Origin of the sequence: Sphingosinicella rhizophila, assembly GCF_032378825.1 — a bacterium.
Lineage (GTDB): Bacteria > Pseudomonadota > Alphaproteobacteria > Sphingomonadales > Sphingomonadaceae > Allosphingosinicella > Allosphingosinicella rhizophila.
Genome location: NZ_JAVUPU010000005.1, coordinates 228,709 through 252,583, shown reverse-complemented (window position 1 = coordinate 252,583; position 23,875 = coordinate 228,709). Strand labels below are relative to the sequence as shown.

The 23,875-nt window shown below is 64.0% G+C and carries 22 protein-coding genes; 10 read left to right on the top strand and 12 right to left on the bottom strand.

Going from position 1 to position 23,875, the window contains the following annotated elements; all coding sequences use genetic code 11:
• Window positions 1-76 precede the first annotated feature (76 nt).
• On the top strand, window positions 77-877 hold the full coding sequence (locus tag RQX22_RS11905; protein ID WP_315726745.1) for a tryptophan 2,3-dioxygenase: 801 nt from the start codon (window positions 77-79) through the stop codon (window positions 875-877).
• A gap of 13 nt (window positions 878-890) precedes the next feature.
• On the top strand, window positions 891-1,967 hold the full coding sequence (locus RQX22_RS11900) for a mannose-1-phosphate guanylyltransferase (RefSeq protein WP_315726744.1): 1,077 nt from the start codon (window positions 891-893) through the stop codon (window positions 1,965-1,967).
• 21 nt (window positions 1,968-1,988) lie between these two features.
• On the opposite strand, the gene RQX22_RS11895 is transcribed toward RQX22_RS11900, so the two are convergent.
• Both RQX22_RS11895 and RQX22_RS11890 read right to left on the bottom strand, forming a co-directional pair.
• Window positions 1,989-2,945, bottom strand: coding sequence for a M48 family metallopeptidase (locus RQX22_RS11895; RefSeq protein ID WP_315726743.1), 957 nt, complete (start codon window positions 2,943-2,945; stop codon window positions 1,989-1,991).
• Between the two features lie 94 nt (window positions 2,946-3,039).
• Window positions 3,040-3,237, bottom strand: coding sequence for a hypothetical protein (locus tag RQX22_RS11890; RefSeq protein ID WP_315726742.1), 198 nt, complete (start codon window positions 3,235-3,237; stop codon window positions 3,040-3,042).
• 369 nt (window positions 3,238-3,606) lie between these two features.
• Here RQX22_RS11890 and RQX22_RS11885 point away from each other — a divergent pair, with 369 nt between their 5' ends.
• Window positions 3,607-4,161: a hypothetical protein gene (locus RQX22_RS11885; protein ID WP_315726741.1), complete on the top strand. Its 555-nt coding sequence runs from the start codon at window positions 3,607-3,609 to the stop codon at window positions 4,159-4,161.
• A gap of 110 nt (window positions 4,162-4,271) precedes the next feature.
• Entirely contained in the window at window positions 4,272-5,555 is a 1,284-nt protein-coding gene (locus RQX22_RS11880) for a nucleotide sugar dehydrogenase (protein ID WP_315726740.1), read from the top strand.
• Between the two features lie 30 nt (window positions 5,556-5,585).
• Here RQX22_RS11880 and RQX22_RS11875 read toward each other — a convergent pair whose 3' ends face one another.
• On the bottom strand, window positions 5,586-6,578 hold the full coding sequence (locus tag RQX22_RS11875) for an SDR family NAD(P)-dependent oxidoreductase (protein ID WP_315726739.1): 993 nt from the start codon (window positions 6,576-6,578) through the stop codon (window positions 5,586-5,588).
• Window positions 6,579-6,800: 222 nt separating this feature from the next.
• On the opposite strand from RQX22_RS11875, the gene RQX22_RS11870 reads away from it, so the two are divergent.
• Window positions 6,801-8,549, top strand: coding sequence for an ABC transporter ATP-binding protein (locus RQX22_RS11870; protein ID WP_315726738.1), 1,749 nt, complete (start codon window positions 6,801-6,803; stop codon window positions 8,547-8,549).
• A gap of 297 nt (window positions 8,550-8,846) precedes the next feature.
• Window positions 8,847-10,208 (top strand): sugar transferase, encoded by a 1,362-nt coding sequence (locus RQX22_RS11865; RefSeq protein WP_315726737.1) that lies wholly within the window; start codon window positions 8,847-8,849, stop codon window positions 10,206-10,208.
• A 6-nt stretch (window positions 10,209-10,214) separates the two neighbouring features.
• On the opposite strand, the gene asnB is transcribed toward RQX22_RS11865, so the two are convergent.
• A complete protein-coding gene (gene asnB, locus RQX22_RS11860; protein WP_315726736.1) occupies window positions 10,215-12,209 on the bottom strand; it encodes an asparagine synthase (glutamine-hydrolyzing) in 1,995 nt (664 codons plus the stop codon).
• Window positions 12,210-12,373: 164 nt separating this feature from the next.
• Here asnB and RQX22_RS11855 point away from each other — a divergent pair, with 164 nt between their 5' ends.
• Genes RQX22_RS11855 through RQX22_RS11840 form a run of 4 tightly spaced genes read left to right on the top strand, consistent with a single transcriptional unit; the run spans window position 12,374 to window position 15,730 of the window.
• Complete coding sequence (locus RQX22_RS11855; RefSeq protein ID WP_315726735.1) at window positions 12,374-13,435, top strand: Gfo/Idh/MocA family protein; 1,062 nt, start codon at window positions 12,374-12,376, stop codon at window positions 13,433-13,435.
• A gap of 13 nt (window positions 13,436-13,448) precedes the next feature.
• The gene (locus RQX22_RS11850; protein WP_315726734.1) at window positions 13,449-14,030 is read left to right on the top strand and encodes an acyltransferase; all 582 of its coding nucleotides are present in this window, start codon (window positions 13,449-13,451) and stop codon (window positions 14,028-14,030) included.
• Entirely contained in the window at window positions 14,027-15,130 is a 1,104-nt protein-coding gene (locus RQX22_RS11845; protein ID WP_315726733.1) for a DegT/DnrJ/EryC1/StrS family aminotransferase, read from the top strand. The genes RQX22_RS11850 and RQX22_RS11845 overlap by 4 nt, the downstream gene beginning before the upstream one ends.
• Before the next feature lie 6 nt (window positions 15,131-15,136).
• Entirely contained in the window at window positions 15,137-15,730 is a 594-nt protein-coding gene (locus RQX22_RS11840) for a CatB-related O-acetyltransferase (protein WP_315726732.1), read from the top strand.
• 3 nt (window positions 15,731-15,733) lie between these two features.
• Here the strand turns inward: RQX22_RS11840 and RQX22_RS11835 are convergent, their stop codons facing one another.
• Genes RQX22_RS11835 through hisH form a run of 8 tightly spaced genes read right to left on the bottom strand, consistent with a single transcriptional unit; the run spans window position 15,734 to window position 23,838 of the window.
• Window positions 15,734-17,152, bottom strand: a complete 1,419-nt coding sequence (locus RQX22_RS11835) for a lipopolysaccharide biosynthesis protein (protein WP_315726731.1) — start codon at window positions 17,150-17,152, stop codon at window positions 15,734-15,736.
• 22 nt (window positions 17,153-17,174) lie between these two features.
• Entirely contained in the window at window positions 17,175-17,915 is a 741-nt protein-coding gene (locus RQX22_RS11830) for a methyltransferase domain-containing protein (protein WP_315726730.1), read from the bottom strand.
• 36 nt (window positions 17,916-17,951) lie between these two features.
• Entirely contained in the window at window positions 17,952-19,199 is a 1,248-nt protein-coding gene (locus tag RQX22_RS11825) for a glycosyltransferase (protein WP_315726729.1), read from the bottom strand.
• Between the two features lie 14 nt (window positions 19,200-19,213).
• A complete protein-coding gene (locus tag RQX22_RS11820) occupies window positions 19,214-20,332 on the bottom strand; it encodes a glycosyltransferase family 4 protein (RefSeq protein WP_315726728.1) in 1,119 nt (372 codons plus the stop codon).
• Entirely contained in the window at window positions 20,332-21,453 is a 1,122-nt protein-coding gene (locus tag RQX22_RS11815) for an N-acetyl sugar amidotransferase (RefSeq protein ID WP_315726727.1), read from the bottom strand. Before RQX22_RS11815 ends, RQX22_RS11820 begins: the two co-directional genes overlap by 1 nt.
• Window positions 21,450-22,208, bottom strand: a complete 759-nt coding sequence (locus RQX22_RS11810; RefSeq protein WP_315726726.1) for an AglZ/HisF2 family acetamidino modification protein — start codon at window positions 22,206-22,208, stop codon at window positions 21,450-21,452. The genes RQX22_RS11815 and RQX22_RS11810 overlap by 4 nt, the downstream gene beginning before the upstream one ends.
• Window positions 22,208-23,221 carry a glycosyltransferase gene (locus RQX22_RS11805; protein WP_315726725.1) on the bottom strand — a complete coding sequence of 338 codons (1,014 nt, stop codon included), beginning with the start codon at window positions 23,219-23,221 and terminating at the stop codon, window positions 22,208-22,210. The genes RQX22_RS11810 and RQX22_RS11805 overlap by 1 nt, the downstream gene beginning before the upstream one ends.
• Window positions 23,221-23,838, bottom strand: a complete 618-nt coding sequence (hisH, locus tag RQX22_RS11800; protein WP_315726724.1) for an imidazole glycerol phosphate synthase subunit HisH — start codon at window positions 23,836-23,838, stop codon at window positions 23,221-23,223. The genes RQX22_RS11805 and hisH overlap by 1 nt, the downstream gene beginning before the upstream one ends.
• Window positions 23,839-23,875 lie beyond the last annotated feature (37 nt).

The following is a 23,875-nucleotide window of genomic DNA, read 5'->3' as shown; positions in this document are numbered from 1 at the left end:
AACATGAGGCGGCCGCGTTGAGGGCAGACAATTCCGAACCAATCCGGGCGCGCCCGGACATTCGCGGGCGATCGTCATGACCGATACGAACAAAGCCATGACCTATGGCGACTATCTGGGGCTCGACCAGCTCCTTTCGGCCCAGCATCCGGCCTCGAGCCATCATGACGAACTTTTGTTCATCATCATCCACCAGACCAAGGAACTCTGGCTCAAGCAGATCATCCACGAGCTGAAATTGTCGCGAGAACTGATCCGCGCGGATTCACCGGAAACCAGCTACAAGAGCCTGGCCCGGGTGTCCCGGATACAGGCGGTGATGACATTGAGCTGGGACGTTCTGACGACCCTGACGCCCAGCGACTATAGCAGTTTCCGGGACGTGCTGGGGTCGAGCTCGGGCTTCCAATCGGCGCAGTTCCGCCAGGTCGAATATCTGCTCGGACTCAAGGACGGCGCCTTCCTACGCTTCCAGGACGAAGGATCGGAGGGACGGGCCGGACTGGTCGAGGCGCTTCGGCAACCGAGCCTGTGGGACGAGGCCAATGCGGCGCTCGCCCGGGCCGGCTTCGATCTGCCGCCGCATGTGCTGGAGCGTGACTGGACCTTATCCTATCAGCCGAGCGCCGAGGTGGAGGCTGCATGGGCGGAAGTCTATCGCGATACCGGAAGATGGTGGGCGCTCTATCAGCTGGCCGAGAAACTGGTCGATGTCGATGAGGCCTTCGCGACCTGGCGCCACAAGCATGTCACCACCGTGGAGAGGGTGATCGGCCTCAAGCGCGGCACGGGCGGAACCAGCGGCGTCGCCTATCTGCAGTCCACGCTCGGCAAGCGCGCCTTTCCGGAGCTCTGGTCGCTGCGCACCTTGCTATGATCGCCGCGGGATCATGAGCGGCGCCGAAAGCGGGATGCGCATTACGCCGGTGATCCTCTCCGGCGGCTCCGGCAGCCGGCTCTGGCCTCTGTCCAGCGCGGCCCGCCCCAAACAATTCCTGGCTTTGTCGGGCGGGATGACGATGCTCCAGCGGACAGCGCTCCGTACCGGTGACGGCGCGCGATTTGCCGATCCGATCCTCGTGGGGGGCGCCGCGCACGCGGAAGCCATCATATCGCAGCTCGCCGCCGTCGGGATTGCAACACCGCGGCTGATCCTCGAACCCGTCGCCCGCAACACCGCGCCGGCAATCGCCCTGGCCGCCTTGGCGGCGGGCGAGGACGCGGTCCTGCTCGTCATGCCCAGCGATCACCTCATCGGCGACGAAGCGGCCTTCCTCAAGGGTGTCGAAGCAGCTCTGCCCTTTACCCGCGAGGGATGGATCGTGACATTCGGCATCGTCCCTTCCCATGGCGAGACAGGCTATGGCTATGTTGCCCGCGGCGCGGAGATCGGGCGGGGCATATTCCGGGCGGACCGTTTCGTCGAAAAGCCGAACGGAGAGACGGCGCAGCGTTTCTACGATGAAGGCGGCTGGCTTTGGAACGGCGGCATTTTCCTGTTCCGCGCGAGCGACCTGTTGGCGGCACTCGCCACCCATGCGCCTGCCGTCCTGGAGGCCGCCGCGGCGGCCATGGCGGCCGCCCGCCGGGACGAAGACGGCCCGATCCTGCCGCAGGCCGAAGCCTTCCAACGCTCGCCCTCCATCTCGATCGACCATGCCGTGATGGAAAAGGCCGACCGGGTGGCGACCGTGCCGGTCGAAATGGACTGGTCCGACATCGGCAGCTGGGATGCGCTCCACAATATCGGTCCGCGCGACGAGGCCGGGAACGTCGCGACCGGCCACGTACTGGCCATCGACAGCCGCGACTGCCTGCTCCGCTCGGACGGCCCGAGGGTGGTCGCTGTCGGCGTCCACGACCTTATCGTCATCGCGACCAAGGAAAATATCCTGGTGCTCCCACGTGGAGAAGGCCAGCGCGTGAAGGACGTCGTCGAAATGCTCCGCCTCCGCGACGAGGATTGATGGCTCACTTCACGTCGGGCCTTATCGTGACGGAAGGGCGGCTATGGCTTCGTTGACGATCTTTTCGCGGGCACCGAGGCTCGGATGGGTCCGAAAGATCTGCGGGAGCCTGTTCCGGCTCGCATAGAGCCGCCGCCAGAAGGGGATCGCGGCGGAGACGTCGAAGCCGGCACGCCAGGCCAGCGCAATCGAAAATCGGTCGGCTTCCGCTTCCGTCGCCCAGACGCGCTTCGCATTGCCACCAAACCCCCTCATCATCCCCCGCCTGGGGACGCCCTGTTCGTCCAGCAAGGCGGGGTGCGCGAGGATATTGTGGGCCATTTCATGGGCAAGGGCGATGGCGAGTTCGTCGTCATTCCGCACGAAATCGAGCAACGCGGTTGTCGCCGTCACATATTTCCCATCGGCGAAGGCGTTCAGCTGGTTCGAGCGGGCGAGCCGGACACGGGCCGGGCAGGCCGGAATGGAATCCAGCATGACGACGCTCTCGGCACCGGCACGAAGAATGTCGAGACGGACGGGACCGAGGCGCAGTTGGTCCTCGAGCTGCGCTTCCGACGCCTCCACCATCTTGCGCCATATCTTGCGCTTGGTCTCGGCGGCGATGAGGACCGGCGCTGGGAAGGGGACTTTGTTGACCGCGAGAATGACGTCACCGGGCATGAGGCCCGCGCGGGCAGCGGGGCCGCCTGCGACCACCGCGAGCACACCCGGTCCGCGATCCACCTGATAGAGCGCGATCGCCCGGGGCTGATCGTCCGGCGCATATTCGGCAAGGTGATGCAGCAGCATGCCCGTAAGAGGAAAATCCGCCGGGCAATCCGGCGCACCGCCGAGCGCGAGCCGATACGCCACCGCGGCGACGCGCAAATCCTCCGCCCGCAGGCTGCTGCCCTGTGCTGACTCGCCGGCCTGGGCCGAGACCATGGCCGCCGGAACCAACAAGATCGATGAAAGAAACAAGATGAGGCGGTTCATGCCAAAGATGAGCCGACGAAGAGCATAAAAAAATTCGGCCGAATGAGGGGTTTCCTCATTCGGCCGAACGTTATTCGTTCACTCCAACCCGCGATTACGGGCTGTTCGGAGCGTTGTTGCCGTCATCGAGAAGGACCCAGAGACCAAGGCCCGCAGCAATGAGAGCGAGAACGATCACGATGATGCTGCCGCCGCCGTCAAGTTCCGACCCGGTGACAGACTCGCTGGCCGGAGCCAATTGCGACGATGCGGCGCTCGCGCTCGCCGAAGCAGCCATCGCCGGAGTTGCCATCAAGGCAACGGAGGCGGTAGCAGCAATAATTCCTTTGAATACCACGTCAGCTTCTCCCTTCGTACTCGAGCCTGATCTTCTCGAATTCGCGCGTTTACTATCCGAGGCCAAAACAAGTGTCCACCCCTGAAAGCCCCGCTCGACCCACTCGAACCGATCTACTCCGTAATCCCCTGTGAGTTTACGAAGACTGAACCTAACGCCCTTCGCAAGCAAAAGTTCACTTGCAATGCATTGAGCAGAAATGTGTTGCCGAAAAGTGACTGTGCATCTTGCGGGTCCGCGGACGGACGAAGCCCGATGCGGCCGGTTGCCTGCAGGGACATTTTGCCTCAGTAGCGCAGGCCGATGCCGGACGAGGAGAAAGGCGTGTCGGGGACCAGTATCCTGTCTCGTTTGCTGTGCCTGTTGCTATCTGCGGCCCTCGCGCTCGGCGCGACGCAGGCGGCGGCGGCGGTCAGAATCACCTTTTATTCCAAGGAGTTCGGAACGTCGTTTCCGCATGCTTTTGTCGTCCTGGAAGGGAGGCTGGACCAAGGCGGGGAACCGATCGCCGATAATTACGGCTTCACCGCCAAGAGCGTGACGCCGGCCATATTGATGGGCGCCGTGAAGGGAGAGATCGTCTCCCACGACAAGGACGATTATGTCCGCAAGAGCGACAAGCACTTCACCTTCACGATCAGCGACGGCGAATATGAGCGGGTGATGGAAAGGGTGAATGCATGGCGCCATGCGCCGCAGCCTTCCTACGACCTCAACCGCCGCAACTGCGTCCATTTCGTCGCGGAGGTGGCGGCGATCCTGGGTATGCATGCGGATACGAGCCGGCTGATGAAGAAGCCGCGTTCCTATCTGGAAGCCCTGACCCGCGCCAATCTTCAGTGGCTGCAGGGCCGCAGCGCGATCTTCCATCGCGATTGAACGTGGATCGGTCGGCGACCGCTTGACTTCGCATCGCTATTGAATGTTTGCGGATCGGCCAAACGGGGATCTTCCGGGGAAGGTCCGGCACCACTGTCCAACGGGTGAGAATGATGAGCGCTGCCTCCGAAGAACAGATCGTCGTCGTCGGCCTCGGCTATGTGGGGCTGCCGCTGGCGGTGACCCTGGCCCGCAGCTTTTCGGTGATCGGGCTCGACGTGGATCGGCGCCGCATCGACGAGCTGGAAAGCAATGTGGATCGCACAAGGGAAGTCGATCCGTTCGTGCTGGCGAAATCGAACCTCAGGTTCACCAGCCGCGCCGCCGACTGCCGGGGCGCCGATATCTATATCGTCACGGTCCCGACCCCCGTCGATGCCGGCAACCAGCCCGATCTGGGGCCGGTGATCGGCGCCACGAAGGCAGTGGCGGCATTGCTGGATCCGGCAAGGAAGCCGATCATCGTCTATGAAAGCACCGTCTATCCCGGCGTCACCGACGAGATTTGCGGTCCGCTCATCGAAGAGGTGGCCGGCCTGCGGCGCGGCACGGATTTCTTCCTGGGCTATTCACCGGAGCGCATCAATCCGGGCGATCGCGAACATACGGTCGATCGCATCGTCAAGGTGGTGGCGGGCGAATCCCCGGAAATCACCGAACGGCTCGCGGCGATCTACGGCCGCGTGACGAGCGCTGGCGTGTTCCGGGCCGCATCGATCAAGGCGGCCGAGGCCGCCAAGGTCATCGAAAATGCCCAGCGCGACATCAACATCGCGTTCATGAACGAGATCACCCAGATTTTCGGCAAGCTCGACATCTCGATCTGGGACGTGCTCGCCGCGGCCGGCACCAAATGGAACTTCCTGCCCTTCCAGCCAGGTCTCGTCGGCGGCCACTGTATCGGCGTCGATCCATATTATCTGAGCTTCCGGGCGCAGCAATTGGGCGAGGAGCCCAATGTCATCCTGGCCGGCCGCTCCACCAATGACGGGATGGGCGCCTGGATCGCCGAGCAGGTCCATGCCCGCCGCGGCGGCAAGGCCGGATCGGTGCTGGTGATGGGCCTGGCGTTCAAGGAGAATGTGCCGGATCTCCGCAACAGCAAGGTGATCGACGTCATCGGCCGGCTGAGGTCGCTGGGCCATGACGTCACCGTCCACGATCCGCTTGTCGATCCCGTCGAGGCGCAGCACGAATATGGACTGGACCTGCCGACGGATGCGCTCGGCAAGGCCTATGACCTGGTCGTCGTCGCCGTCCCGCACGCCGACTATCGCGCACTGGACGATGGCCGTCTCGCCGCCCTGCTGACCCCGGGCGGGCTGCTCGCGGACCTCAAGAACATCTATGCCGGCAGGCCGCTGACCGACGGCGTCGAGCGCTGGACGCTTTAGCTAGGAACGTTCAGCCGCCACAAAAGACGATCAGACGCCGTGATAGTGGCGGTACCAGTCGACGAAACGCGGCACGCCTTCGTCGATACCGGTGGTCGGCGCGAAACCCAGATCGCGCTGGATCGCGCCGATGTCCGCATAGGTGTCGCGAACGTCGCCGGGCTGCATCGGCAGCAGACGCCGCTCGGCCTTCCGGCCGCAGGCCTCTTCCAATATGTCGATCATGCGCATCAGCTCTTCGGAGCGATTGTTGCCGATATTGTAGAGCCGGTGAGGCCCCTTGCTGCCGCCGGCCTTTTCGGCGCCGTCGTCCGGCGGCGGATTTTCAAGGCAGGAGACGATGCCCGTCACGATATCGTCGATATAGGTGAAATCCCGCCGCATATCCCCCTCGCCGAATATACCGATCGGCTCGCCCGCGAGGATCGCCTTGGTGAACAGCCACATCGCCATGTCGGGACGGCCCCAGGGCCCATAGACGGTGAAGAAGCGCAGGCCGGTCTGGGGAAGCCGGTAGAGATGGGCGTAGGTCTCGCTCATCAGCTCGTCGGCTTTCTTGGTCGCGGCATAAAGCGACAGCGGATGATCGACCCTGTCCTCGACCCGGAAGGGCAGCGTCTCGTTGCCGCCATAGACGGAGGAGGAGGAGGCATAGACGAGATGACCGACCTCGCGCCGGCGGGCGACTTCCAGCAGATTGAGATGACCGACGAGGTTCGACTGGACATAAGCGTGCGGATTTTCGATCGAATAGCGGACGCCGGCCTGCGCGCCGAGATGCACTATCCGGTCGAACGACCGCGCCGCCAGCATGTCCTGAAAGGCCTGGTTGTCGGCGAAATCGACCTCGACGAACTCGAACCCGGAATTCGACGCGAGTGCCGCGAGCCGGGCCCGCTTCAGCGCGACGCTGTAATAATCGTTGAGATTGTCTAGGCCGATCACCTGCTCCCCGCCCGCCAGCAGCCGCTGGCAGACGTGAAAGCCGATGAAGCCGGCCGCGCCGGTAACGAGCGTTGTCATCGCGTTCCTGTCCTGATTGCGCCTTCGCGCATAGAGCCAGTTTCTTCGGGGTGGAAGGACCGCGGCAGTCCGCCCACCGCATCGGAGCGGTATCCTGCCGCCGATAACGGCCTAGACTTTCCGGCTCTTTTGCGTCTTACCGCTGGCGTGACTGAAGCATCGGGCAGGGCAATTTCTTCTCCCGCGAGCGTGTGGGACGCCTTGCGCGCGATTTATGGATCGATGAGCGCGCGCCGGCGTCTTCATTTTCACCTGACCATCGCCCTGATGCTGGTCGGCGCGCTCGCCGAGCTCATGACGATCGGCGCCGTCCTTCCCTTCCTGGCCCTGCTGGCCGATCCCGGCAAAGCGAGCCAATTGCCGGCCGTGCGGGTCGTGTACGATCTGTTCGGCTGGCGGGCCGGGGAGGATCTGATCGGCAAGGCCACCCTGCTGCTGATCGGCATCGCCATTTTCGCGGCGCTGGTGCGCCTGCTGCTGACCTGGGTAAGCCAGTCCTTCATCTTCCGGCTCGGCCACGACATGGGCAACCAAATCTATTCCCGCGTGCTCCGCCAGCCCTATCGCTATCACGTCCAGCGCAATAGCAGCGAGGTCCTGGCCGCCATCGAGAAGGTGCAGACGGCGATATTCGGTGTGCTGCTGCAGCTGATGCAGGCCGCCGTCGCGGCGGTGATGGCGATCTTCATCATCGCCATCCTCGTGGCCATCGATCCGACGACCGCGCTGGCGGCGGCGGCCCTGCTGGCCATCCTCTACATCGTCGTCAGCATCGGCACCCAGCGGCTGCTGACCGGTAATAGCCACATCATCAATCTCGCCCACAACCAGCGGATGAAACAGCTCCAGGAAGGGCTGGGCGGCATCAGGGATATCCTGATCGACCGTTCGCAACCGGTGTTCGAGCGCAGCTTCAGCCAATATGACGACCAGCTGCGCCGGGCGCAGATGGCGAACATGTTCGTCGCCGCCGCGCCGCGCTTCGTCGTCGAGGCGATCGGGATCGTCGCCATCGCGCTCCTCGCCCTCTATATGAGCTCCGACGCGGGTGGGCTGGTGGCGGCCATTCCCATTTTGGGCGCGCTCGCTTTGGGCGCCCAGCGCCTGCTGCCCTTGCTTCAGCTGGTCTATCTTGGCTGGAGCCGCGCCGCCGGCTCCCTCCATACCCTGTCCGAAATCGTCCAGCTTTCGAACATCGAGGTGCCGCCCGGCGCCATGGCGGGTCCGCCCGCAACGGTCCGCGCCTTCGCCCGCGATATCGTCCTCGACCGCGTGACCTTCAGCTATGGCGGGCGGCAGACCGCACTCCGCAACGTGAGCTTCGCGATCGCCCGAGGCGAGCGGATCGGCTTCATCGGCAAGACCGGCAGCGGCAAGAGCACGTTGCTGGACCTGGTCATGGGCCTGCTCGAGCCGAACAGCGGCGAAATCCGGATCGACGGCGTCACGCTGGATGCGGCCGAGCGACCGAACTGGCAGGCGCAGATCGCGCATGTCCCGCAATTCATCTATCTCGCCGACAGCTCGATCGCAGCCAATATCGCCTTCGGACAGCCCGAGGGGGCGATCGACATGGCGCGGGTCCGGACGGCCGCCGCGCAGGCGCAGATCGCCGATTTCATCGAGGAATTGCCGGAAGCCTATCTGACGGAAGTGGGGGAAAGGGGCATCCGGCTGTCGGGCGGCCAGCGCCAGCGGATCGGCATTGCCCGGGCATTGTACAAGAAGGCGCAGATATTGATCCTGGACGAAGCCACCAGCGCGCTCGACGACGACACCGAGGAAAAGGTCATCGAGGCGCTGGCCGGCGCCGGTGCGGGACCCGGCCGCACCGTGCTCATGATAGCGCACCGGCTGTCCACGCTGAAGGCCTGCGACCGGCTCATCCGGCTTGAGGCCGGCGAGGTTAAGACGATCGGCACCTATGATGAGGTGATCGGCGCCTCCGCGTCGGTGCGCGGTGCCGCATAACCCCGTGCGGCCGCCGGCCATGCGAAGACCAGGTTCCCGTTTTCGACATTGAGAAAGAGCCGGACGGAGACGAAGGTTCAGAAGGTTCGGCTTCATAAGAGCAAAAACTTCGCCCTCCCCAAAGTCGAAACCCCGCGATCGTCCTTCGTCCTTTATTGCCGCCTCTACCACACAAAGCGGAACATATCAAGAACACGACTGATCGTGGTCCGGCCGCGCCCTGCGACGGCCCCTTCCGCGCGAACCATTCATCCCCGGTTATGAATAGGCCTGTATCCGTCCTCCATTCGGCCCGGCATGGTGGACTTCCAAGGGAATTTCCTCTTAACCGGCGCCGATCCCTCAAGCGACGGAGCCGACAGGCAAGCCCCCGCAGTGTCCATCCAGACCGGTAAATTTGCGAGCAAGCGGAAGACGCTCTGGCATCGGGTGCGATACCAGTTGGGGTTCGGACTGCTGCTGGCGGTCCTCATTCCCTATCTGATCCGGTTCAAGCTGGAATCGCCGGGCGACATCGTCAGCCTGCACAATTCGCTGATCGGCACGATCATCGCGCTGCTGCTGGGCTATTATGCCTTCCGGCGCGTATCCCATTATCCCGGCGTCCGGGCCTCCTACCACATCCTGCCGTCCTTCGCGGCCTCCTACGGGCTGGTCCTGGCGGTCTTCTTCTTCGCCCGGCTCGAATATAGCCGCTTCCACTTCCTGGCGAGCTTCCTGGTTTCGACCTGCTGGTATTATATCGTCTATTTCAAGCTGCAGCGGCAGCAGCGGCTCCAGATCGGCGTGGTGCCGTTCGGCGAAGTGGATAGCCTGTTCGAGATTCCGGACGTGCAATGGGTGCGCCTCGCCGACTCGCACGGGCCAGGCGAAGACCTGGACGCTATCGTCGCGGACCTCAGGGCCGACATACCCGATCAATGGGAACGCTTCCTGGCGGATCGCGCCCTCGACGGAACCCTGGTGATGCACGTCAAGCAGATGGAGGAATCGCTGACCGGGCGCGTCGCGATCGAGCATCTGTCCGAGAACAATCTCGGCTCCCTGATACCCGGCATCATCTACGCGAAGGTCAAGCGGGTCTGGGACCTGGGGTTCACGATATTGGCCATCCCCTTCCTCGCGCCGCTGATGGGCTTCACCGCATTGGCCATTCGCCTGGAATCGAAGGGCCCTGTCCTGTTCCGGCAGCAGCGCATGGGCTATCGCGGCGCGCCGTTCCGGATGTACAAGTTCCGGACGATGACGGAGCCCGCAGCAGGCGCCGCCGCCGATTCACGGCTCGCCGCCATCACCCAGCACGACGATGACCGGGTCACGCGCATCGGCAAGTATCTGCGCCGTTACCGCGTCGACGAACTGCCGCAGATCATCAACATCCTGAAGGGGGAGATGAGCTGGATCGGCCCCAGGCCGGAGGCGGTCCCTTTATCCCACTGGTATGAATCGGAGCTTCCCTTCTACCGCTATCGCCACATCGTCCGGCCCGGCATCAGCGGCTGGGCCCAGGTGCGGCAGGGCCATGTCGCCGAGGTGGAAGACGTGCTGTGGAAGCTCCATTACGACTTTTACTATATCAAGAATTTCTCGTTCTGGCTGGATCTGCTGATCGTCGCCAGGACGCTGCGCACGATCTTCAGCGGGTTCGGCGCGCGCTGACGACGATCACGCCGCAGCACGAGCCGCGGAGGATCGCTGATCCTCCTGCCAGGCCTGAAACATCAACAGCGCCCACAGGGCCGGCGTGGAATCGCGCTCGCCGCGAAGATGCTGCTGCCAGCGGCGATGGACGATGGCCGCATCGAACAGGCCTTGATCCGCAAGCCGGCCATGATCGAGCAAAGATTCCGCCCATGGCCGAAGCGGCCCCCTGATCCATTCCCCGACCGGCACTGCGAAGCCGGCCTTGGGCCTTTCGAACATCGCGGCGGGCGCCTCGCGATAGAGAAGACGCCGCAGGATATGCTTGCCGACACCGCCCTTGATCTTCATTTCCACCGGCATGCGCGCGGCAAGTTCGGCGACGCGATGATCGAGGAAGGGGACGCGCGTTTCGAGGCTGACGGCCATGGCCGCGCGATCGACCTTGCACAAAATGTCGTCGGGCAGATAGCTCACGGCGTCGCAATACATCATCCGCACGGCATCGGGCGCGGCGCCGATATCGAGATCGAAGGCGCATTCTCCGGGCGCCCCGCCCGCGTCCAGGACGGGAGACCGCTCGCCCGACCATTCGTTCAGAAAGGTCGTGAAGACGTCGCCCAGGCCGCTCGCGGCGCCGAGCGTCCGGAACGTCTTCTGCACCTTGACCCCGAAATGCGGCGGACGCCGCCCCCCGGGAAGGACATCGGACAGGCCGTTCCAGAAGCCGGGCGGCAAATGCCCCAAGCCCCCACCCGCCAGTGCACGGACCGGGCGGGGCAGCCGCTTCATCTGCGACCACAAACGCGCGGTGCCGAAATAGCGATTATAGCCGCCGAACAATTCGTCGCCGCCGTCGCCCGACAATGCCACCGTCACCTGTTCGCGCGCGAAGCGGCTGACGAGATGGGTGGGGATCTGCGAGGAATCGGCGAACGGCTCGTCATACATGGCGGGAAGCGACGGGATGAGGGCCTGCGCCTCGCGGAACGTGACATAATTTTCGTGATGCGCCGTGCCGAAATGCCGGGCCACCTGCTTGGCATATTCGGCTTCGTTGAAACCCGCTTCCTCGAAGCCGATGGTGAAGGTGCTGACCTTGCCCGACGAATATTTCTGATAGAGCGCGACCACGGTGGAGGAATCGATCCCGCCCGAAAGGAAGGCGCCGACCGGGACATCGGCAACCGCCTGGCCCTTGATGGCTTCCGCCAAGGCCGCTTCCAGCCGCTCGAGCGCCTCATCCTCCTGTCCGATCGGGTCGGCGAGGCCCTGCGCCACCACCGCGCGATAGGACCAGTAAGCCGCGATCGAGAGCCCGCCTTCGCGGCTGCCGATCCGCGGCGCCCCCGACGGCGCCGTCTTCGCGACATCGGTAGACGCGGTCAGAATGCATCCGGGCTGCAATTTGTAGATGTGACGGTAGATGGAAAGCGGCGCGGGGATATAGGTCCGCGCCGCGAACAGGCGCAGCGCCGAGCGATCGATCTCATTGGCGAAGCGGGGGTGGCTGCGAAGCGCCTTCAGTTCGGAGGCGAAGACGAAATCGCCGCCGGTCCAGCCATAATATAAGGGCTTTTCGCCGAACCGGTCGCGAGCGAGATGGAGCAGCCGTTCCTTCCGGTCCCACAAGCCCAGGGCGAACATGCCGACGCATTTGCGCAGCGTCGTCTCCAGGCCCCAGGCGGCGATACATTCGACCAAGGTCTCGGTGTCGCTGTGGCCGCGCCAGGCCGGCGCCAGGCCGGCCGCTTCGAGTTCGCCCCGAAGGGCCGCGTGATTGTAGATTTCGCCATTGTAGGACAGGATGTAGCGGCCATCGGACGAGCCCATCGGCTGATGCCCCAAAGGCGAAAGATCGACGATGGCGAGCCGGCGATGGCCGAGGCCGACACCGGCCTGTGCATCCAGCCATACGCCTTCATCGTCGGGCCCGCGATGGGCGATCGGATCCGTCATCCTCTTGACGGATGCGGCGTCCAGCCCGCCGCCGGCGATGATGCCCGCAATTCCGCACACTGATCTTCACCTTCCAGCCGTTCCTTAGCAGAGAAAAGACGGCGATCCAGCGCCAGGCCGCGCCGCGATCGGGAGGCGGACAGGGACCAAATTCGACGTGCAATGATTATGGGCATTTGCTAGCCCATGCAGGTGGCCTTCTGGCGCACTCCACCATTCATCCCATGGGCAAGGTCATCGAACCGATCATCGACCGCAAGATTCGCTTCGCTTTGGCAGGCTGTGGACGAATCTCCGCCAATCATTTCAACGCTCTCGAGGCTCTGTCCGAAGAGGCCGAACTGAGCGGCATCTGCGACGTCGATCCGGCGGCCCTTGCCGCCGCCAGGGACAAAACGGGCGCGGCGGGCTATGCGAGCCTGGCGGACATGCTGGACCGCGACGAAGCCGACGTGATCGTGCTGACGACGCCCAGCGGCCTGCATCCCGCCCAGGCGATCGCGGCGGCGCGCGCCGGCCGTCATGTCGTGACCGAGAAGCCGATGGCCACCCGGCTCGGCGACGGGCTCGGGATGGTGGAAGCGTTCGACGAGGAAGATCGCCGCCTCTTCGTCGTGAAGCAGAATCGCTACAACCCGACCCTGATGCTGCTGAAGCGCGCGATCGAGGAACGGCGCTTCGGCCGGATCTACAATGTCGCGGTCAACGTCTTCTGGACCCGGCCGCAGGAATATTATGACAGCGCGAAGTGGCGCGGAACCTGGGAATTCGACGGCGGCGCGCTGATGAACCAGGCAAGCCATTATATCGACCTGCTCGACTGGCTGGTCGGACCGGTCGAAAGCGTGATGGCCTATACGGCGACGCTCGCCCGCAATATCGAGGTCGAGGATGTCGGGGTGGCGGCCCTGCGCTGGCGCAACGGCGCCGTCGGCACGCTCAACGTTTCCATGCTCACCCATCCCCGGAATTTCGAGGGAAGCTTCACCATCATCGGCGAAACCGGCACGGTGCGCATCGGCGGGGTGGCGCTCAACAAGGTCGAGAAATGGCAGTTCGCCGATCCCGCACCCGAGGACGCACAGGTGACCGACGCCAGCTATGAGACGGCGAGCGTCTATGGCAACGGGCACCAGCGTTATTATGAGGAGGTCATCCGGGTCCTGCGCGGTGAGCAGAGACCGATCACCGACGGCCGCGAAGGCCTGCGCAGCCTCGAATTGCTGATCGCGCTCTATCTGTCGGCTCGTGACGGCGCGCGCGTCGCCCTGCCGCTCCAATATTGACGGGAAGGCTCGCGTGACGGCCCAGATCCACCCCACGGCGATCGTCGACGAGGGCGCGGATGTGGGCGATCGCACCCGCATCTGGCATTGGACCCATGTCAGCGGCGGCGCCCGCATCGGCGCCGATTGCTCGCTGGGCCAGAATGTCTTCGTGGCGGACCGGGTGGTGATCGGCGACAATTGCAAGATCCAGAACAATGTCTCCGTCTATGACAATGTGACGCTGGAAGATGACGTCTTCTGCGGACCCAGCATGGTCTTCACCAATGTCTATAATCCGCGCAGCGCGGTATCCCGCCGCAACGAATATCGCGACACCTTGATCAAGCGCGGGGCGACGCTGGGCGCCAATTGCACGATCGTCTGCGGCGTGACGATCGGCGAACATGCCTTCGTCGCCGCCGGCGCGGTGGTCCGCGAGGATGTGAAGGCTTTCGCCCTGATGGCGGGCGTTCCCGCGCGCCAGATCGGGTGGATGAGCGCCTTCGGCAACCGCATCGAACTGCCGCTGCAGGGCGTGGGTTCCCATATCTGCCCCGACACCGGCGACCGCTACACGCTGCACGGCGATCATCTGGAGCATCGGCCGCGATGACCATCCCCTTCATCGACCTCAAGGCGCAATATCAGGCATTGCGGCCCTCGATCATGGAGCGGATCGAACGGGTGCTCGACCACGGCCAGTTCATCATGGGGCCCGAGGTCAAGGAGCTGGAGCAGCGGCTGGCGGACTGGACCGGCGCGGCCCATTGCGTGACCGTATCGAGCGGGACCGAGGCGCTGCTGATCAGCCTGATGGCGCTCGGAATCGGGGCCGGCGACGAAGTCATCACCACACCCTTTTCGTTCATCGCCACGGCCGAGATCATTGCGCTGGCCGGCGCCACGCCCGTGTTCGTCGATATCGAGCCCGACACCTGCAACATGAATCCGGATCTGATCGAAGCCCGCATCACCGCGCGGACCCGGGCGATCATGCCAGTCAGCCTTTATGGCCAGCCCTGCGACATGGACGAGATCAACGCCTTGGCCGAGCGCCACGGCCTGACCGTGATCGAGGATGCGGCGCAGAGCCTCGGGTCTCTCTATGGCGACCGCAAGAGCGGACATCTGAGCCGGATCGGCTGCACCAGCTTCTTTCCGTCCAAGCCGCTGGGCTGCTACGGCGACGGCGGCGCGCTCTTCACCGACGATGACGAGATCGCCCGGGCCTGCCGCGAGATCCGTGTGCATGGTCAGAGCGAGCGCTATGTCCACACCCGCATCGGGGTCGGCGGACGCATGGACACTCTGCAATGCGCGATCCTGCTCGCCAAGCTGGAACGGTTCGACTGGGAGATCGGGCAAAGAATCGCGAAAGGCGAATATTATAATCGCCTACTCGACGAGGCCGGCATCGAGCGCGTCCGGCAGCGGCAGGGCCGCACCAGCGTCTTCGCCCAATATACGGTGATGAGCGACGATCGCGACCGGGTGATCGCCGCGCTCAAGGAAGCGGGGGTACCGACGGCCATCCATTATCCGGTGCCGATGAACGAGCAACCGGCTTATCGTCACTTCGACGAGGGTCATGAAACGCCGGTCGCCAGATCATTGGCCAGGCGCGTGTTCAGCCTGCCCATGTCGGCCGATATCGACGAAGCGCAGCAGCGCGACATAGTCGCCGCGCTCGTCCGCGCGGTCTCGGACGGCTAACCGGCGGTGCGGCGCCTCTTCGCGGCCGCGGCCCGAGCCCTGCGCCCGGCGCCCATCGATCCGGGCGTGCAGGCCGAACGCCATGTATCCCTGGCCAATTGCACGCTGCTGGCGCCGGTGAGGATCGGCTATCGTAGCTATTCGATCGACAGCCTGTTCCGGAACGCGACCGTCGGCCGCTTCTGTTCGATCGGCCGGCGCTGCTCGATCGGCGCGGCGATGCACCTTACCGACAGGGTTTCGACCCATCCCTTCATCCTGGGCGAATTCGAATGGGGGCCGCCGGTGGAGATCGGGCACGACGTCTGGATCGGTGACAATGTCGTCATCATGTCGGGCCTCACCATCGGCACAGGCTCGGTCATCGGTGCCGGCGCGGTCGTCACGCGGGATGTCGCGCCTTATTCGATCATCGCCGGCGTGCCGGGCAAATTGCTGCGCATGCGTTTCGACGCGGCAACCGTCGAACGGCTGCTCGAATCGCACTGGTGGAATTATGGCGATGCCGTCCAGGGCGCGACCGGCATCGACGCGGCGCTGGCACGGCTGCAGAATGCCGACCAACTGGACCCGCATTTCGAGCCCTATCGCCCGGCCTGAGGATCAGGCGGCGCTGCGCCGAATCCGCCCCGCCAAATCCGTGGCGAGGCCGAGGAAGATCCGGCGATCGATCAGCAGCATGGCCAGGATCGCCGCCGCCGCCGCGCCATAGGATAGAGGCGAGAATGGCAGAAAGCTGTTCAGCGCCGCCACAAGGACGAACAGGATGACGGCGATGTGGACCCGCTTCAGATCCACCGGGATCGGAAACAGGCGGGCGGACATGAGAGTGCGGGAATAGAAGAAGGCGATATAGGAAAAGCCAGTGGCGATGGCCGCGCCCTTCGCGCCGAGCGAAGGGACCAGCAGCAGGTTGAGGATGAGGTTCAGGGCCGCGCAGCCGAGGGCGATATAGAGATGCCAATGGGTGCGGTTCCGGAAATTGATCCCGACGACCGTCACCTCCGACAGCGTCGCCATGATCGGGATCAGCAGCAGGAAGGGCATGATCGAGGCCGCGCCCCGATAGGCCGGGTCGAACAGCAGGATCACCACGTCCTTCAGCACGATGATGCCGAGCCCGGCGACGAACAGACTGCCCGAAATCTGCGAGAAGACGGAGGCATAGGTCGCCCGCGCCTCATCGGACCCCGATTCGTAGAGCTCGTAGGATACCGGCACCCAGAAGTTCGAAAAGGCGATCTGCAGCAGCGAAAGGATGGCGACGATCTTGATCGCGGCCGAAAACAGGCCGAGCTCGAAAAAGGTCGAATAATGGCGCAATGCCACCCGATCGATCCCTTCGAACATCCAGGCCGCCAGGAAGGTCGGGACGAAAGGCAGTCCGTAGCGGAGCATGGCGCCGATCAGGGCTCTGTCCAGCGGCCAGGCCTTCCAGATCGGCCCGCCCATCAGGATCGCCAAGGCGGCGCAGAGCGAAAGCGCGGCCAGATTGGCGGAAACGATGGCGAGGAAATCGCGCGCCACGAACTGGCAGTAAAGCAGGATGACGAGGAAGTTGATGATCGCGAACGCCAGGCGGAGCATCGAGAAACGTACCGCCTCCTTGTTCATGCGCAGCACGAGCAGGGCGAAACGTTCCAGCACCGCAACGACGACCGAAAGGGCCAGCAGCCAGATCAGAATGTCGCTTTCGGCACCGATCAGCAGGCGGCTGATCGGCGACCCGAACCAGAGAATGGCAAGAGCGACCAGGACGGAGAGCCCCAGCGGAGGGAGCATCGCGTTCCACAAAAGGCGCGAGCGATGTTCGAGCGACGGATCCGAATAGAAGCGCCGGGCGAAGCTTTGATCGAGGCCGAGCATCACGACCTGCAGCAGGAGGTTCAAGGCGAGTATGTACATGGAGGCCCGCCCGAATTCGTCGGGCACGATCAGGGCCGTCACGATCGGCGTGGTCAGCAGCGAGATGGCGGCGGCAAGCCAGCTTCCCGCCGAAAATTTCAGGAACAGCCTGATCATCGCGATGTCTTGCCCGATCGGCTCATCCGGATCGGGGCTCGCTCTCGCCGGCCATATCGAAGGTCATGACGATCGTCTCGCGCATTAAAGGAAAGCGCTTCAGCAGGATCGACGTCAGGCGGCTGTTCACCGGATCGTTCTGGCAAAGGGCGTAATCGCCGGGACGAAGACCCGCGCAAGTCCCGACCTTGGCCAAGGTGAAAGGGGTAAACCAGTAGCGGTGATCGCTGTTGATCACCTCCCGCCCCTTGAACAAGGCCCGCAGGTTGGTGAGATCGAATGCATTGGGAACAGTGACGACGATCCGCTGCACGATCGGCCGATATTTTGCGGCGATGGTCGCGAGAAAGGCGGCCGGGTTGTCGGTATGTTCGAGCACCTCGCCCAGGATCATATAATCCCAAGACTCATCGGCGATCGCGTCCGGCACCGGATCGTTCAGCACGTCCTGACGATAGACGTCCTGAAGGCCGATCTCCTCCTTCACGAAGCGGACCGCCTGATCGGAAATGTCGATGCCGACGCAGCGCGAAGCCACCTCGCAGAGCCGGCCGTGCAGCCATTTGCCTTCGTCGATCTTGCGGCGGATGAGCGGAATATGATCGGCGAAACCGAGATGAATGACCTTCCTGCCGCGGGCGATCGCTTCGAGGAGCACCATTCGCTCGTCGATATGCGGCTGGCGCCGGGCCAGGTCGACCACGAGGCCGTTCGAGAAACGCTCGCCGGTCAGGAAGGGGTGGATGTCGTCCTTGAGCCTCATGTCGCTACGGTCGGTATCGGCAAGAGGTGCAAAGGCCTAGGGGGAATCGAACGCGCTTCCCCGGCTCGCTGTCTCGAACAGCGCCATCAGCCGCCGGCCATTGTCGGGGGCATGGTAATGATCGCGGAACAAGGCGTGAGCGGCCTCGCCCTTCTCCCGCCGCCGTTCGATCGGGAGCGAAGCGAAAGCGGCGATCCGGCGCCACAGATCGGGAGCATCGATGTCGGGCGGGAGCAACGCGCCGGTTTCCTCGCCGACGATGGTCGCGGTTCCGCCGACGTCGGTGGCCAAGGCGGGAATGGCGGCGGAAAAGGCCTCCAATATGCTGACCGGCAGGCCTTCGCTCTCGCTGACATTGACGAACAGATCGAACTGCCGGCCGGAATAGAAAGGCAGCACCGCCTCCGGCGGCAGATGGCCGGCGAAGCGCGTCTGCACGCATGACGGCGCCAAGGCGGCTTCGGCCTGCAACGCCGCCATGAGCGGCCCATCCCCGATATGGGTCCATTCCACCGGCCGATCGGCATGGGCCAAAGCGGCGGCCAGCAGCGAGAGGCGCTTGACGGGCACGACGGCCGAACAGGTGACGATCCTGAACATATCGTCTTCGCTGGGGCGGGCCTTGCCCACGAAGGTGGTACCCAAAGGGATGATGGTGGCGTTGAAATCGCCCCGATATTTGCCACGAAGATAGTCCCTGGCCTTGGCGGAGAGCAGGATCGCGCTGTGCAGCGATGCGAGCAGGGGCATGCGATAGGGAATGTATCCGGAATTGCTTTCCCGCTCTTCATACAGATCATAGCCGTGGAAGCGGACCATGATCCGGTCGAAGCCGGCCTTGCGCAGGAAAGGAATGGCATAGGCCCATTCCCGCGCCCAGAAGAAATAGAGAATGGCACCGCGATCCTCACCAAGCAGCTGCCGATATTGGCGCGATCGCAGGATCAGTTCGATCTGGATACTGGCGATCAGCCAAGCGGCCATTCTCTTCCGGCTCCGGAACACGCCGCAGGCGACGAATTCCCGCATGTAGAACAAGAGGCGCCCGCCCGTCAGCAGCTTCGGCAGATGGGTACGAAGCCCGCTGGCATCCTCGACAAGCGGCAGCTCCGCCTGCGCATTGTCGGGCAACGCCCTCGCTTGCCGGTTGCCGGCAAAGGTGAAGGGAAAGATGCGGATGGCGTCGAAGCCGCGGCTGAGACAGTCGAGCTCGTTCTTCTTCCAGGATTCGCCCAGGCCGAACGGATAGGAAGCGGTGAAGAAAAGGAGCTTACCGATCGCCATCCGCCCTTTCCTCCTCAGCGGGCCGCGCAGCCATAGAGGCGCGCGAAATAATCGGCCTGGACGCCGATCGCGAAGCGATCCTGGGCAAGCCGGCGAACCGCCTCGGACCGGCGCGCAAACGCCTCGGCCGGCAAAGCCAGGATCCGGACGACCGCCTCCGCAAGCTGTGCGGGCGTGAACGCCCCGGGAACATATTCGGCCGGCGCCTCACCCGTCATCAGGCGCGATTCCCCCGTATCGGTGACGATCGGAATACAGCCGCACGCCATCGCTTCGGCCAGCGCCTTGGACGGATAGTTGGACGAACGCTGGAGCGAGAGGAAGATCTTGGCCGGACCGAGGGCGACGCTCGGATCGTCCGCATAGCCGAGCATGATCGGCAGGGCGCGATAATCCTCCGTCTTCAGCAGTGCGCGGATCGCATCCTCTTCATCGCCGCCGCCGCCGAGCAAAACGAATTCGGCGGACAGGCCGTGAACGGCGAGCTGGCGAACCATCTCGGGTATGGCCTCGACGAAGCGCAAGGCGCCCTTTTCCCGCTCCATGCGCCCCAGAAAGACGATGCGATCCATCTTGCATGGCCCCGGCCGGAAATGGGCGAGATCGACGAACGTACCCCCGGCGGTGACGTTGAGCTTGCGGCGAAGCCCCGACCGCCGGGCGAGCTTTTCCTCGATCATCGGATTGAGCACGTCGATCACGTCGGCCTGGCGGAAGGACAAGGAGGCCATCAGCCAATCGGCGAATGCGCTTTTTCGCAGACCAAGGCGGGGCAGGCGCGTCGCGACCCATGACAGGATGATTCGGTGGCCGAGCCAAGAGTGAACGAACGGAAAGATGTTGAGCAGATAATGGACGGTCGCCCCGGCCGGGATGGTGCGCACGATCGGCCACAAGGCCCGCAACATGTGCCAGAAGGACGTGCCGGCGGGATCGATCAGCTGGATGCGGGCTTCGAGCCGGGCGAGCGGCGCGAGATCCGGGCGCTTGCGAAGCTGCCGGTAGGTGGGGCCGGGAATGACCAGCCGGACGTCGCAGCCTCGACCGGCAAGCTCCTGCCAGATTTCCAGCAGTCTCTTTTCCATGCCGCCCACGGCGCGCGAGGTGATGATCAGATAAGAGGGCGCCGCCATCAGGCGCGGGCCCGGCCGCGCAGGCGATGATAGAGACGGCCGAGGAACCGCATCCTGCCGGCTTCCGACCCATAATGTGCGTGCGGCACGGGCGGGGCGGCGACATATTCGTCGAAGCCGGCCTCGCTGAAGCCCAGCTTCTTCAGGACGAAGGTCTTGTCCTCCCGCTTCTGGTCGGGATCGGGATAGGGATCCTGTTCGAGCGCCGCGAGCGCATCCTCGCGGCTTTGCTGACCGCTGACGACCAGGGTGGACAGATGCAGACGGCGTTTGTCGACGCCGAACTTGTTGGGAAGAATATAGCCCTGGTAGAAACGGGTGAAGACCGATTCATAATGTTTGTGGGCATAAGGCCGATAGCCGCATTCGCGCTGCAGGATCGCGATCGCCTCGGCCTTGTTATAGTCGAAATAGTCGAGGAAGGAGATCCAGCGGATCCGCCGCACATATTGGTCGAGGATGAACTCCCATGTTCCGTAGAGGGGGTGGGTCCGGATCGGCAGCCGGCCGAACCGCCTGTGGATCGCCTTGATGTTCCTCTTGTCCCATTTGTGATGGTTCCAGCCGAGCGGCATGGTCATGCCCTCGGTCGAATTGTTGGTGCCCGCCAGGATATATTTGACCCCGAACCTGCGCGCCTGCGCGAAATTGGTGGCGAGCATGGCATTATCCATCAGCAATTCGATGTCGATGACATTGGCCGCGAAGAAGGCGCGCTGCAGGTCGCGATTTTCCTCCCAGTCGATGACGTGGGTGACGAGATCGACCTTCAAGGTGGTGATGAGGTTGGCGATATTGTGGGAGGCCAGCTCCGAATTCCAGCCATTGTCGAGATGGACCGCGAGCGGCCGCAGCCCGTGTTTCACGGCCAGATAGAGCGCATAGCTGCTATCGACGCCGCCGGACACGCCGACGATGCAATCATAATCCTTGCCGCGCCCCTGCTTCTTCACCTCCGCGATGAAACCGGCGCGTTCCCGGTCGCTGCGGCCATGGACCGCGGGATCGCCGAGCCGGGCTTCGAAGTCGCGGCAGAAATTGCACTGCCCGCGATCGTCGAAGACGATGCCGGGCGCGGACGTGTCCATCACGCACATGGTGCAGACCTGGTGCTCGTTCATGAGAACAAGGCCTCCAGCGCGGCATAAGCGGGATAGTTGATCATCACGGCGCGATGACGCCCCATATAGACGAACAGGCTGCCGGCCGCGACCGCCGAAGCGCCGGCATCCGCCGCCGCGCGCAGATCCGCGACCGATCCGGCGCCCCCGCAGGCGATGAGCGGCACCCGAACGGCCGCCGCGACGGCGGCGATCATCGCCAGATCGAGCCCCTTGCCGGTGCCGTCGCGCTGGACATCGTTGATGAAGATCTCCCCGGCGCCCTGGGCGACGGCCGCCCTGACATGCTCGACCGGGTCGATGGAGGTCAGCTTGCCCCTGGACGCATCGAAGACGCGCGCCTTGCCGAGCCAGTTCCGCTTCACGTCCACGGCGACGAGGGTGCTGGACGAACCCAGCTTGTCGGCTACGGCGCGGACCAGGCCGATGTCGCGCAATGCGGCCGAATTGAGGATGATCTTTTCGATGCCGAGACCGACCAGCCGCCGCGCCTGGCCGGCCGAGCGCACGCCGCCGCCATAAGCGATCGGCATGAAGGCTTCGCTTACGATATCCGAAAGCAGGTCATAATCCGGCTCGACGCGCTGCTTCGACGCATGGATGTCGAGCAGGATCAGTTCGTCCACCTCCTTTTCGTTGAAGATCTTCACGCTGTTGATCGGATCGCCGACATATTTTGCCCCGGCGAAGCCGATGGTTTTCACCAGGCCGCCGCGGCGCAGGAGCAGAGTGGGTATGATCCGGGTGCGCAGCATCAGGAAAGGCCGCGCTTGGACAGGCGGATGAAGGCCTCGGCGCCCAGCAGCTGGACGCCGGCGAAACGCACCAGTTCCTTGGCGAACAGTGCGGGCCGGGCGATCAGATAGGGAAAGCTGCCGGCAAAGCCGAGCCCGGCCCTGGCGCGCGCGCCGGCATAAAGGCTGAGCAGATAATCGTAGAAGCGCGTCTGCCGCTCGGCGCGCATTCGCAGATGCGGCGCCAGGCCCCGGTCGCGGGCGATGGCGGCCATCGCCGCCGACGTATTGCGGGTCCGGCGAAGATTGCGGCTGGCCTTGGCGACGCTGGTGGCATCGCCGCTGAAATTCGCCCCATGCAGCCGATAGCGAAACAGTTTCTGCGGCACATGGCCAAGGGTGACGTCGGACCGCGCGGCCACCCAATAAGCCAAAGGCCAATCCTGATAGGTGTTGGCGGGATCGGGAAGCTGCCGCGCCCAGGCGCAAAATTCCTCGATGCGAGCGCGGAGGCGATGGATCCCAAAGGCACTGCCCAGCCAGACAAAATCGCCCAGGGTCAATATGCCCTCGCGCACCCTTTCGCCGGCCACGTCCGGGGCCAGGCCCGCAAATTCGTCGCCCGGACGCGTCGTCCGGTCCAGCGCGCGGCCCTGTTCGTCGATATAGAGGAGGTCGTGGGTCAGGAAGGCAAGCCGCTGGTCTTCGCGAAAGCGCGGGACGCATGCCGACAATTTGCCCGGCTCCCAGAGATCGTCCCCGTCCAGGAAGAAGATCAACTCGCCCTCGGCGGCCTCGATGCCGGCGATGGTCGCCAGCAATACGCCGCCATTCCTGTCCGTGCGAACATGGCTCACGCCGCCATAGCCGGCGATGATGCCGGCGCTGCCGTCCGTCGAACAATCGTCGACGACGACGATCTGGACGGGCTCGCCAAAATCCTGCGCCAGCACCGATTCGATCGCTTCGCCGATGAACCGTTCGAGATTGTGGCAGGTGATGACGACGGAGATGCCGCGGCCCCGGCGCGCCATCAGCCTTGTCGATCCGCCATGAACCGGTCCAGCAGCGCCATGCCGAAACGGTGGCTCTTTTCCGGGTGGAACTGGACGCCCATGATCCTGCCATGTTGAAAGGCGCAGGCGAATTCAATGCCGTAATCGCAGGATGCGGTCCTGTCGGCCGCCATTTCGCAATCCACGTAGAAGCTGTGCACGAAATAGAAACGCTGCTCGTCGCCACCGGGATCGAACAACAGGCTCGGCCCGGTCGGGCGCACGACGTTCCATCCCATGTGCGGGAGCCGCAGGCCATGGACCTCGGCCGGCAATTTCCTGACGGTGGCGGGCACCAGGCCGAGGCCCGGCAATTGCCCTTCCTCGCTCCCGTCGCAGAGCAAGTGCATGCCCAGGCAAATGCCGAGCAAATCGCAGCCGAGGCTGGCGCCTTCGCGGACGAAGGCGTCGAGGCCGGTCTGCCGGAGCGCGATCATGCCGGCGTCGAACGAGCCCACGCCGGGCAGAATGAGCCTATCGCCCGGCGAAAGCGGCACAGGCCGATCGACCGTTTCGCATTTCTGCCCGATCCGCCGCATCATCGAGGCGATCGAGCGGACATTGCCGATGCTGGAATTGATCAGGAAAGTCGTCATGGCGCTTCAATGAAACGCCTGTACCGGTCCAGGAGGC

Coding starts and splice junctions, on each gene's coding strand:
- RQX22_RS11905 (WP_315726745.1), top strand. CDS start 77: ATGACCGATACGAACAAAGCCATGACCTATGGCGACTATCTGGGGCTC.
- RQX22_RS11900 (WP_315726744.1), top strand. CDS start 891: ATGAGCGGCGCCGAAAGCGGGATGCGCATTACGCCGGTGATCCTCTCC.
- RQX22_RS11895 (WP_315726743.1), bottom strand. CDS start 2,945: ATGAACCGCCTCATCTTGTTTCTTTCATCGATCTTGTTGGTTCCGGCG.
- RQX22_RS11890 (WP_315726742.1), bottom strand. CDS start 3,237: ATGGCAACTCCGGCGATGGCTGCTTCGGCGAGCGCGAGCGCCGCATCG.
- RQX22_RS11880 (WP_315726740.1), top strand. CDS start 4,272: ATGATGAGCGCTGCCTCCGAAGAACAGATCGTCGTCGTCGGCCTCGGC.
- RQX22_RS11875 (WP_315726739.1), bottom strand. CDS start 6,578: ATGACAACGCTCGTTACCGGCGCGGCCGGCTTCATCGGCTTTCACGTC.
- RQX22_RS11870 (WP_315726738.1), top strand. CDS start 6,801: ATGAGCGCGCGCCGGCGTCTTCATTTTCACCTGACCATCGCCCTGATG.
- RQX22_RS11865 (WP_315726737.1), top strand. CDS start 8,847: ATGGTGGACTTCCAAGGGAATTTCCTCTTAACCGGCGCCGATCCCTCA.
- RQX22_RS11855 (WP_315726735.1), top strand. CDS start 12,374: ATGGGCAAGGTCATCGAACCGATCATCGACCGCAAGATTCGCTTCGCT.
- RQX22_RS11845 (WP_315726733.1), top strand. CDS start 14,027: ATGACCATCCCCTTCATCGACCTCAAGGCGCAATATCAGGCATTGCGG.
- RQX22_RS11835 (WP_315726731.1), bottom strand. CDS start 17,152: ATGATCAGGCTGTTCCTGAAATTTTCGGCGGGAAGCTGGCTTGCCGCC.
- RQX22_RS11830 (WP_315726730.1), bottom strand. CDS start 17,915: ATGAGGCTCAAGGACGACATCCACCCCTTCCTGACCGGCGAGCGTTTC.
- RQX22_RS11825 (WP_315726729.1), bottom strand. CDS start 19,199: ATGGCGATCGGTAAGCTCCTTTTCTTCACCGCTTCCTATCCGTTCGGC.
- RQX22_RS11820 (WP_315726728.1), bottom strand. CDS start 20,332: ATGGCGGCGCCCTCTTATCTGATCATCACCTCGCGCGCCGTGGGCGGC.
- RQX22_RS11815 (WP_315726727.1), bottom strand. CDS start 21,453: ATGAACGAGCACCAGGTCTGCACCATGTGCGTGATGGACACGTCCGCG.
- RQX22_RS11810 (WP_315726726.1), bottom strand. CDS start 22,208: ATGCTGCGCACCCGGATCATACCCACTCTGCTCCTGCGCCGCGGCGGC.
- RQX22_RS11805 (WP_315726725.1), bottom strand. CDS start 23,221: ATGGCGCGCCGGGGCCGCGGCATCTCCGTCGTCATCACCTGCCACAAT.
- hisH (WP_315726724.1), bottom strand. CDS start 23,838: ATGACGACTTTCCTGATCAATTCCAGCATCGGCAATGTCCGCTCGATC.